Genomic DNA, 12,295 nt, shown 5'->3' on the forward strand with positions numbered 1-12,295 from the left:
GCCCGACGAGAATCCTGCACCTATGACGACGCTTGCGATTACCGACGGGCGGGTCCTTCGTCCCGATTTGACGGTGGCGACTGCCGACGTACTGGTCGATCAGGAACGCGGCGAGATCCTCGAGATCGGTCCCGATCTCGCGGGCGACGCCGACGAGACGCTCGACGCCGCCGACTCGCTCGTGACGCCGGGGTTCGTCAACGGCCACTGCCACGTCGCCATGTCGCTTCTCCGGGGGTACGCCGACGACAAGCCCCTCGAGGCGTGGCTTCAGGAGGACATCTGGCCCGCCGAGGGAGCGCTGACGCCCGACGACGTTCGCGTCGGCGCGGAACTGGGGCTGCTCGAGCTGATCAAATCCGGAACGACCGCCTTCGCGGACATGTACTTCCACGTCCCCGAGGTCGCCGCCGCGGTCGAGGACGCGGGGCTCCGGGCCCGCCTCGGCCACGGAATCGTCACCGTCGGCAAGGACGGCGAGGCCGCGCGCGACGACGCGCGAACGAGCCTCGAGATCGCCCGCGAGTACGACGGCGCGGCCGACGGGCGGATCTCGACGGCCTTTATGCCCCACTCGCTGACGACCGTCGGAAGCGAGTACCTCGCGGAGTTCGTCCCCGACGCGCGCGAGGCGGGCGTCCCGATTCATTACCACGCTAACGAGACCGCGGACGAGGTCGCGCCGATCGTCGACGAACACGGCCAGCGCCCGCTCGAGTACGCCGCCGAGCACGGGCTCCTCGAGCCCGAGGACTTCGTCGCACACGGCGTTCACGTCGACGACCGGGAGATCGACCTGCTCGCCGAGGCCGGCACCGGCGTGATCCACTGCCCGGCCTCGAATATGAAACTCGCGAGCGGGATGGCTCCCGTCCAGCGGATGCTCGAGGCCGGCGTCACCGTCGGACTCGGCACGGATGGCGCGGCCTCGAACAACGACCTCTCGATGCTCGACGAGGCCCGCGACGCGGCCATGCTGGGCAAGCTCGCCGCCGCCGACGCCAGCGCGGTGCCCGCCGAAGCGGTCGTCGACCTCGCGACGCGGGGGAGCGCCGACGCGATCGGCCTCGAGTCGGGTCGCCTCGAGGCGGGCGCACCGGCCGATTTCGCGGTGATCGACCTCGAGCAACCGCACCTGACGCCGCCCCACGACCTCGTGAGCCACCTCGCGTACGCGGCGGCGGCCGCCGACGTGCGCCACACCGTCTGTGACGGCCGGGTGCTCATGCGCGACCGCGAGGTACTGACGCTCGAGGAAGCGGCGGTCCGCCAGCGGGCGCTCGAGGCCGCCGAGTCGCTGACGGCCCGCGTCGCCGAGTGATCGCCGGGTTCGAACCGTTCGATTTGGCGCAATCTCCGCTTCGAGGTAAACCCTCTAACGGACGAATAAACCCTTAGAACTATTTTCAAACGGTTTCTATTCCGGGCGAACGACGAGAACCGCCGTCGGGGTTTATCTAACAAAGGTTGAAAGTCACGGGCGAATGAAGAACCGACTACTGACGATGACACTGGTCGCCGTCATGATCCTGTCCGTGTTCGCATCGGCAGGCGTGGCGGCACAGGAAGACGATAACGATCTCGCAGTGGCCGTCGACGACGGTGACGATATCGTCGTCACGGTGACGTCGAACGACACTGCGGTCGCGAACGCGACCGTCGACGTAACGACGACTGGAAACGACACCTCGTACGCGGGAGCTGGCGAGTACACGACCGACGACGACGGAACGGTCGAACTCCCGACCCCTGCGGCGGACGTCGAGGTCTCGGTCACCGCCACGGCTGAGAACGACACCGCAACGACGACGGTGACGCTGACCGCGGACGACGCGGCAGGTGACGACGGTAACGAGACCGAAAACGAAACTGACGGCGATGACGGCAACGAGACCGACGACGGTAACGAGACCGACGAAGACGACGAATCCGCGACGAACTTCGGTGCGATCGTCTCCGAGTACGTCCAGACGCAGCAAAACGACTCGAACGACACCAACGCGTCGATCGGGCTCTCGATCGCGAGCTTCGTCGTCCAGAACAATCCGGGGAACGCGCCGGCCCACGCCGGTCCGCCGAGTCACGCCGGCCCGCCGGCCGACGACGATGACGACGAGCGAGGCCCACCGGCCCACGCGAACTCGCCGGCTGACGACGAAACCGACGGGAACGAGACCGATGACGAACGAGGACCGCCGGACCACGCCGGCCCCTCGAGTACCGACGATGCGGACGATGACGACGAGCGGGGCCCACCGTCCCACGCCGGCCCGTCGGATTCGGACGACACCGAAACCGACGACGCTGACGCCGAAGACGACGACACCGAAGACACGCAGACAGACGCCTGATCACGGCGTCAGCGATCACAGAGGCACGTAGCGTACGCGGCCACCACCCACCGTTTTCCGCCGATCAGTTTTTCAGTCCGCAGCGAGGCCGATCGCATTTGACACCGAGCGGGCCGGACGCGACCGCCGAAACGCTTCGGTACCGTTTTGGCCACGGTCGCACTCAGTCGACCCATGACCGACACCGAGTATCCCCCGATCAGCGAGCAACTCGAGGATCTCGAGTCCGCTCGCGAGGAGGGACGCCGGAAGATGGACTGGGCCGCCCAACACATGCCGATCTGCGAGCGCGTTCGCGAGGAGTTCGTCGCGAACCAGCCCTTCGCGGGCGAGCGCATCGGGATGGCGATGCACGTCGAGGCGAAGACGGCGATCCTCGTCGAGACGCTCGCCGAGGGTGGGGCCGAAGTCGCAGTCACGGGCTGCAACCCGCTTTCGACCCACGACGACGTGAGCGCGGCGCTCGACACGCACGAGAACATCACCAGCTACGCCAAACGCGGCGTCGACGACGAGGAGTACTACGCCGCGATCGAGGCCGTCATCGCCCACGAGCCGACGGTCACCGTCGACGACGGGATGGACCTCGTCGCGGCGATCCACGAGGACTACCCCGAACTGATCGACGGCATCGTCGGCGGCTGCGAGGAGACCACCACCGGCGTTCACCGCCTGCGAGCGATGGACGCGGACGGGGCGCTTGACTACCCCGTCTTCGCGGTCAACGACACGCCCATGAAGCGCCTCTTCGACAACGTCCACGGCACCGGCGAGTCCTCGCTGGCCTCGATCGCCATGACCACGAACCTCTCGTGGGCCGGCAAGAACGTCGTCGTCGCGGGCTACGGCTACTGCGGGAAGGGCGTCGCGAAGAAGGCCTCCGGCCAGAACGCGAACGTCATCGTCACCGAAGTCGAGCCCCGGCGCGCGCTCGAGGCCCACATGGAGGGCTACGATGTCATGCCGATGGCCGAGGCCGCCGAGGTCGGCGACGTCTTCCTGACGACGACGGGCAACCGAGACGTCGTCGTCGAGGAGCACTTCGAAGAGATGAAAGACGGCGTCTTGCTCGCCAACGCGGGCCACTTCGACATCGAGATCGATCTCGAGGCGCTCGACGACCTCGCGGTCGACCGCTACGAGGCTCGCGACGGCGTCGAAGCCTACGAGATGGACGACGGTCGCAAGCTGAACGTCATCGCCGAGGGGCGACTCGTCAACCTCGCCGCGCCCGTCTCGCTGGGCCACCCCGTCGAGGTCATGGACCAGTCCTTCGGCGTCCAGGCCGTCTGCGTGCGCGAGATGCTCGAGAACAGCGACGAGTACGACGCCGGCGTCCACGACGTCCCCGACGATCTCGACACGGAGATCGCCGAGATCAAACTCGAGGCGGAAGGCGTCGACTTCGATTCGCTGACGGACACCCAGCGCGACTACATGGGTAGCTGGGACCACGGAACGTAGCTCGCACCGTCGTTTCGGTGCAGGGGACGTGCGACCGGTTCCCGTAGTCGCGTCCGAGTAGCTCACTCCTCGAGCCCGTCGTTGCCCTCGGATTCGTCGATCGCGAACACCAGGCTTCCGTCCTCGAGGCCGCCGAGCCGAACGCGAGCCGGGAAGGTCGCGCCCGTTTGCCGACGGCCGGTGCAGCTGCCGGTCCACCGCCATCCCTCCGCGACGGTCGGGAGCGCCGCCGACTCGAGGTGGGAAACGGCCGCGTCGGTGAACAGCGCCTGCCACGGGGTTCCGGCGAGGTCGTCGCGACCGGAGCCAAACTGCATGGCGAAGGAGCGACTCGCGAACTGGACGTCGCCGTCGGGGTCGACGATCGCGATCGCATCGCCGGCGAACTCCACGCTCGCCAGCGATCGTTGCGCGAGTTTCGTCAGCCGGTGGCGCTCGAGGAGATCGTGAACGCGGTCGGCGAGCAGCGCGAGCGTCTCGTCCCGTTCGACGACGGCGGTCCACCCGTCCGAGCGGACCGTCCGCGTCAGTGCGGGCGTAAGTTCGTCCGCGAGGACGAGGACCGGCAGTTCGGGCGCGTCGGTCCTGATCGTCTCGAGGGAATCGGCGATGTCGTCCGCGCTCTCGGCGATCGACCCGCCGCTTTCGTCGCGCTCTTCACCGCGGTCGTCCGCCACCCGCGGCGACTGCACGACGAGACAGTCGACGTCGTCGAGTCGGGGCCGTGCGTTCTCGAGCGCGGGGACCGACTCGACGGTCACTTCGGTCTCGTCGTCGAAGGCGCGTTCGACCGCGTCGCACTCGCGGCCGACGACGAGGAGACGAAGCTGTACTGGCCGCTCTCGAACGGTCGGTTCGGGGACTGCAGTAGTTGATTTCAACATTGGTTTCGGCCCCGGCAGAGTCTCGTTGCGCGACCGCGTTCGGTTCGGGATCGGATCGCGCCCGCCGATCGTCGGCTCGGCCCGTTCATATCCGTCGGTCGCCGTCTCACGTCGTTTTCGTCCGTCGAAGTGGTCTCGATCCGCCGGCGCTCACCCGCTCTCATGGACGATCCCGTCGACGCTGACGGTGCCGTCGCTTCGCACCTCGACCAGCGAATCGCCGTATTCGAACGTGACCCGAACCCCGTCGTTCGTTCCCCGTTCGAAGAGCTGATCGAGCGCCTCGGGATCGACGACGCTGTACAGGGGCTCGAGTTCGTGTGCGGCGGTTCCGGTCGCCGTCGCGAGCGCCTCGACGACGCGAAGACTGATCGAATCGCTATACTGTTCTACCGTGGTTCCAGTCATTGTAGTCGGAGCAACGCGAGCGGCCCGTATCCGCTTGGTCGTTATACACGTAATGCCGATGCAGTTTCGACACTACGTGTATAGTACCCGGTTCCGTTCGCGAGTCAGCGGCGAGGTTTTCCCGTTCTCGGCGGTGGTTCCCTGGCACAGATTCCGACCGCCTCTCTCGCCACTGGCCCGGATTACACCGGAACAGATCGTCTCTAAATATTCGCGTATCGACGAGAAAACAAACCGCGCATATCATTGGCGGTCACTCCGTAGGTGGCCTATGGTCGGTATCGCAGTTTGTCGCGGGCTGCTCGCGAACGCCACGACGCGTTCGATCGCGGGTTTGCTCGGAGCGATCGGCGTGGTGATCGGTATCGTCGGGATAGCACCTCTCGATCTCACCGTGCGAGGGATCGGTGTAGCGACGGAACCCGGACTGCTCGTCGTGGGACTCGCCGCGCGGAGCGGCTCCGACGGACCGACCGATATCGAGCGCCTCACCGACGGACTCCGACAGTTCGTTTCGCGCATCGAGAACGATCCCGCGTCGATCGAGGCGGACCGCGCCGACGAACCGGCCGATATCGCCGACGCCATCGACGTCTCGATCGATCGGGACGACGAGGTCGGTCGACTGTCCGAGGTCATCGAGGACCTGACGGTCGCGGTGCGCGAGCGCGAACGGCGACGCGCCGAGAGCGACCGCGACCGACGTGACCTCTACCGGGTCACGTCCGATCCCGAACTCCGGGGCGAGGCGAAGATCCGACGGCTGCTCGAGCTCGGCTGTGACCGGCTGGGGCTCGAGACCGGGCTCGTCTCCCGAATCGACGAGTCGACCGACCGGTACGAGGTCGAGACGGCCGTCGGCCACGAGGACGAACTCGAGGGGGCGGTACTGGATCTCTCGACGATCTACTGTCGAGACACGATCACGTCCGACGATATTCTGGGAATCTACGACGCCGAGGCGACGGGTCGGGGCTCACACCCGGCAGCCGACGAACGCGGTATCAGTTGCTACCTCGGCGGCAAGATCGTCGTCGACGGCGAACTCCACGGGACGCTTTGCTTTCTGAACCGCGACTCCCGGGACCGGCCGTTTACGGCCGCCGAAAAGTCGTTCGTGGATCTGATGAGCCGCTGGCTGAGCCAGGCCGTCGAGCGGCGCACGTACGTCCGACGGATCGAAGAGCGCGAGCGACGCCTCGAGCGAGCCCGGCAGTTCACCGACGACATGCTCGACGCCGTCGACGATGTCGTCTATCTGCTCGACGAGGACGGCGAGGTGCTGCGGTGGAACGAGAGCCTGTGCGAGGCGACCGGCTACACCGCCGCCGAGACCGAGTCGATGCACGCCCTGGACTTCTTCGACGAGGCCGACCACGACCGGATCACGACCGCGATCGAGACGGTTCTCGAAACCGGATCGGCGCGCATCGACGTCCCGCTCGTGACCAGCGACGGCGAGCGGATTCCCTACGAGTTCGTTGGCTCGGCCCTCGAGAACCCCGCGGGCGATCGAATCATCGCCGGCGTGGGCCGCGACATCAGCGAGCGCAGGGACAAAGAGCGACGGCTCGAGCGATACGAGCAGTTCACGAACGACGTCCTCGACGCGTTGGACGACGTGTTCTACGTCCTCGACGAGGACGGGGCGTTCCAGCGCTGGAACGAGACGCTGGTCGAGGTGTCGGGGTATTCGGACGCCGAGATCGAGTCGATGGACGCCCTGGACTTCTTCGACGAGGAAAACCGGTCGGCCATCCGAGACTCGATCGAAGAGGCCTTCGAGACGGGCGAGACGCGGGTCGAGGCGGCGATGCAAACGAAATCGGGCGAGCGGATCCCCTACGAGTTCGTCGCGTCGGTCCTCGAGGCTCCCGACGGGCGACCGGTCGAAGTCGGAATCGGCCGGGACATCACCGAGCGCAGGGAAAAAGAACACCGCCTCCGCGAGCGCGAGACCCGTCTCGAGCGAACCACGCACCTGCTCGAACAGTCCCAGCGGCTGGCGAAGATCGGCGCGTGGGAACTCGACGTAACCGAGGAGCCGTCCGAGCTATGGTGGACCGCCGAGGTTCGCCGAATACACGGCGTTTCGTCCGACGAGACGGTCGATCTCGAGCGGTCGCTCGGATTCTACCACCCCGACGATCGACCGCGGGTTCGCGAGGCGGTCGAGCGCGCGATCGAGGACGGAGAGCGGTACGATCTCGAACTCCGCATCGCGACGGAGGACGGCGATCGACGATGGGTTCGGGCCATCGGCGAACCGGTCTTCGAGAGCGGAGCGGAATACCGCACCGCCGACGGCCGATCGCGGTCCGGCGACGGCGAGGTCGTCAAACTCCGCGGCTCGTTTCAGGACATCACCGAGCGCAAGGAGCGCGAGCGCGAACTCGAGCGCGCCGAGACGATCATCCAGGCGCTGGACGAACTGGTGTACACGATCGACGCCGAGGGCCGCTTTACCTTCCTGAACGACGCTCTCACGCCGATCACCGGCTACGATCCCGACGAGCTGATCGGCGAGCACGTTTCGACGATGATGGCCGACGGGGACCTCGAGACGGCCAGGGAGCGGATCCGCGACCTGCTCCGCGCCGACGAACCGTCTCGGACGTTCGAGATGGCCCTCGAGACCGTTCACGGTGACGTGCTCGACGCGGAAAATCACGTGTCGCTGTTGCCGACGACTGACGGCGGGTTCGCCGGGACCGCGGGCGTCATCCGCGATATCACTGAGCGCAAGGAACGCGAACGCGAACTCGAAGCGACGAGCGCGCGGCTCGAAGCGCTGTTCGAGAACTCCCCCGATATGATCAACGTGCTCGATACCGGGGGAACGATCGTCGATGCGAATCGAATGCTTTCCGACGAGCTGGGTTACGATGCGGACGAACTGATCGGTACGAACATCTGGGAGCACGACCGCCTGTTCGACGCGGACGATGTCGTGACCTTGCTCGAGGAGCTGTCGGTCGGTGAACGGCGGAAGTTCGAGGGTGAGTATCGGCGTCGCGACGGCTCGACGTTCCCCGTCGAAATACACCTGATTTGTATCGACCTCGAGAACGAAAATCGGTTCATCGCGATCAGTCGCGATGTGACAGAACGGAAGGAGCGCGAACGAGACCTCCGCGAGACGAAACGCCGCCTCGAACTGGCCCTGAAGGGGACGAACACGGGGGTTTGGGAACGCGATCTCGAATCCGAGACGGTCGTCTGGAACGAGACGCTCGAGCGGCTGATCGGACTCGAACCGGGGACGTTCGAGGGAACGCTCGACGCCTACAGACGGCGGGTCCATCCAGACGATGTCCCCCGTCTCGAGGCCGCGGTCGATCGAGCGATCGAGAACGACGAACTGTTCCAGACCGAGTTCCGGTTGCGACACGAGGACGGGAACTGGATCTGGGTCGGGGCGCGCGGCCGACTCGTGAGCGACGAGGAAGGGGGCAGGCGTCTGGTCGGGATCAACAACGACATCACGCAGCGAAAGGAGCACGAACGGGAACTCGAGCGGACGACGGAGCTGCTCAAACAGGCCGAGAGACTCGCGGGCATCGGCGGCTGGGAACTCGACAGTAGCGGTGATTCGCAATCGGTAACCCTGACGGACGGGTTGCGTCGGCTGTACGAACTCCCCCTGGATGCGGTCGTCGGTCCCGAGCTCGCGTCTTCGTTCCCGCATTCGGAGGACCGACCGGCCGTTCTCGAAACCGTCGACGCAGCGCTCGAGCACGGCGACGGGTACGAGATCGAACACCGCATGCTGACGGCCGAAGGCAACGTGCGATGGGTTCGCTCTATCGGCGAGCCCGTCTGGGAGGACGAGGAGGGACGGCGTCCGTCCAGCAGTCGAACGCGGTCCGACGCTGCCGAGATCGTCGGCGTTCGGGGAACGATTCAGGATATCACCGAGGACAAGGAACAGGAACTTGCGCTCGAGTCGCTCCACGACGCCGCCCGCGACCTGCTCGGCACCGACACCGAACGGGAAGTCGCTGAACTCGTCGTCGAGACGGCCGCGGACATCCTCGAGGCGTCGGGCGTGGCCGTCTACGCCCTCAACGCCGACGTGAACCGGTTCGAGCCCGTCGCGTACACCGACGAGTTCGCGGCGCTCCGTTCGGGGCCGCCGTCGGTCGCCGTCGGCGACGCCGACTCCGTCCTCTGGAACGCCTACGTGACGGAAACGGGGACGGTCGTCGACGATCCGGCGTCGTTCGATCGGTCGCAGGTGTTCGGACCGGACGCCGAGAACGGGGTCGTCGTTCCGATCGGCGATCACGGGGTCTTCGCGGTCGCGTCGGGCGACGAACCGATCGACACCGAGGCCCGGCGGCTGATCGAGACGCTCGTCGCCACGACCGAGGCCGCGTTCGATCGCCTCGAGAGCGAGGCGAACCTCCGCGAGCGGGAGGCGGAACTCGAGGAACGGAACCGTCGGCTTCACCGCCAGATCGAGATCACCGAACTCATCAGGCGGATCGATCAGTCGCTGATCGGGGCCGACGGCCGCGCGGAGATCGAACGGACCGTCCCCGAGCGGCTGATCGAGGCCGACGACGTCGCGTTCGCGTGGATCGGCCAGCTCGACGCCGGCGGCACCCGACTCGAGCCCCGGGCCTGGGCGGGCACCGGCCAGGAGTATCTCGACGACGTCTCCCTCGATGGCGACGCATCGGCCGAGCCGGCCGTCCGGACCGCTCGGACCGAGACGCCGACGGTCGTCTCGAACGTCGTCGAGGGACTGCAAGGCGACCCCTGGCGGCGACTGGCCGTCGACCGGGGGTTCCAGTCGGTCATCAGCGTCCCCATCTCGCACGCCGAGTACTCCTACGGCGTCCTCACGGTCTACGCCGACGAACCGGACGCGTTCGCCGACCTCGAGCGGACGGTCATGACGGAACTCGGCGAGGGGATCGCGAACGCGATCACCGCCGCAAAAACGCGGGAGGCGCTGCACGCCGAAACGCTGCTCGAGTTGACCCTTCGGATCGAGGGCTCGGAGGACCTGCTGTCTCGGATCGCGGCGAAGACGGGTTCTCTGGTCGAGTACGCGGGTCTGGGGACCCACTCCGGCGACGAGACGCTGCTGTTCTTCGAGACCAGCGGCGTCTCCCCCGACGACGTTCGCGCGGTCCTCGACGATCTCGTCTCGGTGACGGACTCCCGGCTCATCAGCGAGGCCGACGGCGACTGTCGGTTCGAGGCGACCGTCACCGGCGAGGTCATCGCCTCGCGGCTGGTCCGCCACGGCGGCAGTCCGCGGTCGATGCACGCCGACGCGACGGGGATCGAGCTCACCGTCGACGTCTCGACGGGCACCGACGTTCGCGAGTTCGTCGAGATGCTCAGCGAGGGGTATCCGACCGTCGAGCTCCGATCCCGCCGCCACGTCGAGCGATCGATGGGGACGCGAAGCGAGCTCGTCACGTCGCTGTTCGAGGCGCTGACCGACCGGCAACTCGAGGTGCTTCGCACGGCCTACTTCGCCGGCTTCTTCGAGTGGCCCCGCGAGAGCACCGGCCAGGAGATCGCCGACTTGCTCGCGGTGACGCAGCCGACGGTCAACAGACACCTGCGGATCGGCCAGCAGCGACTGCTGGCGCAGCTGTTCGAGGACGCGCTGTCGGTTCCCGCGGACTGATCGATCGGCGACGTCCGTTCGACGAGGGTGCTCCCCGGCGAGACGGGCCGTTTCGGATGAGCAACGCCCAAGGCCCCCGTCGTCGTACGTCTCCCCATGGAAACGCCCGCACGCCATCGCGACGACGGCCCGATCCGGTCGACGCTCGTCGCGATCGGCCTGGCAGCGTTCGGTATCCTCGCCAGTCAGTTCACGGTCCTCCCGGCCATACTGCTCGATCCGTCGGTAGCCACGTCACCGATGGAGGCGTCGATCTCGAGTCGGGCGCTCCTGTTGACCCTGAACTTCGTCGGCTTCGCGCTCGCCGGTGGAATCTACCTCGCGGCGACCGACCGCGGCTGGTCGTACGTCGACCTCCGAACCCCGACGAAACGGGGCTGGGGCTACATCCTCGCCGGCATCCTCGGGAGCTTCGTGTTTTACGTTCTCGTCAGCCTGATCGTCCAGTTACTCTCCCTTCCCACCGCGGAAAACTCGGTCTCGGGATTCATCGGCGACGACCAGACGATGGTTCTCGTCATGATCGCGATCGTCTTCCTCTTCAACGCGCCGGCCGAGGAGTTCCTCTTCCGGAATATCGTCCAGAAGCGCCTCTACGACGCGTTCTCTCGGCTCCAGGCGGTCGTCATCGCCAGCGCCATCTTCGCGCTGATACACATCCTGTCGTACGCCGTCTCCGGATCGCTGCTCGCCACCGTCGTTCCGGTCGTCATCGTCTTCGGCGGCTCGATCATCTTCGGGTTGCTCTACGCGAAAACGGACAACCTCTTCGTGCCGATCGCCGCCCACGCCGCCTTCAACGCCATCCAGTTCGGCATCCTCTACATCGCCCTCGAGTACGGCCTCGAGACCGCCGAACCGTCGACCTCGATGCTCGTCGACCTGTTGACGGCCGTGGGAGTGTAGTCCGCACCGATCGACCACTTCCACCGCGCTGTCAGTTCCTTTATTACCGGCGGGCGGTGACGGTGGGGTATGTCTCAGGCGAAGGGCGACCGCCGCGAGCGGGAACTCGTCAACGCGCTCGACGAGGCCGGTTTCGCGGTCATGCGTGCGCCCGCCAGCGGTTCTGCGACCGAACGCGAACTCCCCGACGTGCTCGCCGGCGACGGCGAACAGTTCTACGCGATCGAGGCGAAATCGAGTTCGGGCGATCCGATCTATCTCACCGGCGAGGAGGTCGAAGCGCTCATCTACTTCGCGCAGAACTTCGGCGCGAAACCCCGCATCGGGATCCGCTTCGACCGCGAGGACTGGTACTTCTTCCACCCCGGCGACCTCCACGTGACCGACGGCGGCAACTACCGCGTCAAGAAGGAGACGGCCATCGCCGAGGGAACCGACTTCCCCGAGTTCACCGGCCGATCCGAGAAGGTCACGCTCGAGGAAGTCGGCGACGACGGGGCCGATACCGGGCCCGACGAGGACGTACTCCGCGTACTCAACGCCGTCGAGCAGGGCGTGATGGACGTCGAGGAAGCCGCAAACGCACTCGAGTAGTCAGTCCGCGGACCGGCGTCGCGGCGGTCGAACGGCGA

The 12,295-nt window shown here is 66.6% G+C and carries 8 protein-coding genes; 6 read left to right on the plus strand and 2 right to left on the minus strand.

Features of this window, described 5'->3' with window-relative positions:
- Positions 1–22: 22 nt before the first annotated feature.
- From AC0QDI_RS13690 to AC0QDI_RS13700, 3 genes are all read left to right on the plus strand, one after another.
- A complete protein-coding gene (locus AC0QDI_RS13690; RefSeq protein WP_474669025.1) occupies positions 23–1,321 on the plus strand; it encodes an amidohydrolase in 1,299 nt (432 codons plus the stop codon).
- A gap of 163 nt (positions 1,322–1,484) precedes the next feature.
- The gene (locus tag AC0QDI_RS13695; RefSeq protein ID WP_474669027.1) at positions 1,485–2,351 is read left to right on the plus strand and encodes a hypothetical protein; all 867 of its coding nucleotides are present in this window, start codon (positions 1,485–1,487) and stop codon (positions 2,349–2,351) included.
- A 174-nt stretch (positions 2,352–2,525) separates the two neighbouring features.
- Positions 2,526–3,815, plus strand: a complete 1,290-nt coding sequence (locus tag AC0QDI_RS13700; RefSeq protein WP_474669029.1) for an adenosylhomocysteinase — start codon at positions 2,526–2,528, stop codon at positions 3,813–3,815.
- Positions 3,816–3,877: 62 nt separating this feature from the next.
- Here AC0QDI_RS13700 and AC0QDI_RS13705 read toward each other — a convergent pair whose 3' ends face one another.
- Together AC0QDI_RS13705 and AC0QDI_RS13710 are read right to left on the minus strand one after the other, a co-directional pair.
- The gene (locus tag AC0QDI_RS13705) at positions 3,878–4,699 is read right to left on the minus strand and encodes a PAS domain-containing protein (protein ID WP_474669031.1); all 822 of its coding nucleotides are present in this window, start codon (positions 4,697–4,699) and stop codon (positions 3,878–3,880) included.
- Between the two features lie 150 nt (positions 4,700–4,849).
- A complete protein-coding gene (locus AC0QDI_RS13710; RefSeq protein ID WP_474669033.1) occupies positions 4,850–5,107 on the minus strand; it encodes a HalOD1 output domain-containing protein in 258 nt (85 codons plus the stop codon).
- A 271-nt stretch (positions 5,108–5,378) separates the two neighbouring features.
- Here AC0QDI_RS13710 and AC0QDI_RS13715 point away from each other — a divergent pair, with 271 nt between their 5' ends.
- The 3 genes from AC0QDI_RS13715 to hjc all read left to right on the plus strand — a co-directional run bounded on the left by AC0QDI_RS13715 (position 5,379) and on the right by hjc (position 12,257).
- Complete coding sequence (locus tag AC0QDI_RS13715; RefSeq protein WP_474669035.1) at positions 5,379–10,757, plus strand: PAS domain S-box protein; 5,379 nt, start codon at positions 5,379–5,381, stop codon at positions 10,755–10,757.
- A 96-nt stretch (positions 10,758–10,853) separates the two neighbouring features.
- Complete coding sequence (locus AC0QDI_RS13720; RefSeq protein ID WP_474669037.1) at positions 10,854–11,663, plus strand: lysostaphin resistance A-like protein; 810 nt, start codon at positions 10,854–10,856, stop codon at positions 11,661–11,663.
- A gap of 69 nt (positions 11,664–11,732) precedes the next feature.
- Positions 11,733–12,257 (plus strand): Holliday junction resolvase Hjc, encoded by a 525-nt coding sequence (gene hjc / locus AC0QDI_RS13725; protein WP_474669039.1) that lies wholly within the window; start codon positions 11,733–11,735, stop codon positions 12,255–12,257.
- The last annotated feature ends 38 nt before the right edge of the window (positions 12,258–12,295 follow it).

It is taken from the genome of Natrinema sp. LJW11 (assembly GCF_056135975.1).

Bases quoted from the DNA above. Each gene is read 5' to 3' on its own strand.
- AC0QDI_RS13700 (WP_474669029.1), top strand. From the start codon at position 2,526: ATGACCGACACCGAGTATCCCCCGATCAGCGAGCAACTCGAGGATCTC.
- AC0QDI_RS13720 (WP_474669037.1), top strand. From the start codon at position 10,854: ATGGAAACGCCCGCACGCCATCGCGACGACGGCCCGATCCGGTCGACG.
- AC0QDI_RS13690 (WP_474669025.1), top strand. From the start codon at position 23: ATGACGACGCTTGCGATTACCGACGGGCGGGTCCTTCGTCCCGATTTG.
- AC0QDI_RS13695 (WP_474669027.1), top strand. From the start codon at position 1,485: ATGAAGAACCGACTACTGACGATGACACTGGTCGCCGTCATGATCCTG.
- AC0QDI_RS13705 (WP_474669031.1), bottom strand. From the start codon at position 4,699: ATGTTGAAATCAACTACTGCAGTCCCCGAACCGACCGTTCGAGAGCGG.
- hjc (WP_474669039.1), top strand. From the start codon at position 11,733: ATGTCTCAGGCGAAGGGCGACCGCCGCGAGCGGGAACTCGTCAACGCG.
- AC0QDI_RS13710 (WP_474669033.1), bottom strand. From the start codon at position 5,107: ATGACTGGAACCACGGTAGAACAGTATAGCGATTCGATCAGTCTTCGC.
- AC0QDI_RS13715 (WP_474669035.1), top strand. From the start codon at position 5,379: ATGGTCGGTATCGCAGTTTGTCGCGGGCTGCTCGCGAACGCCACGACG.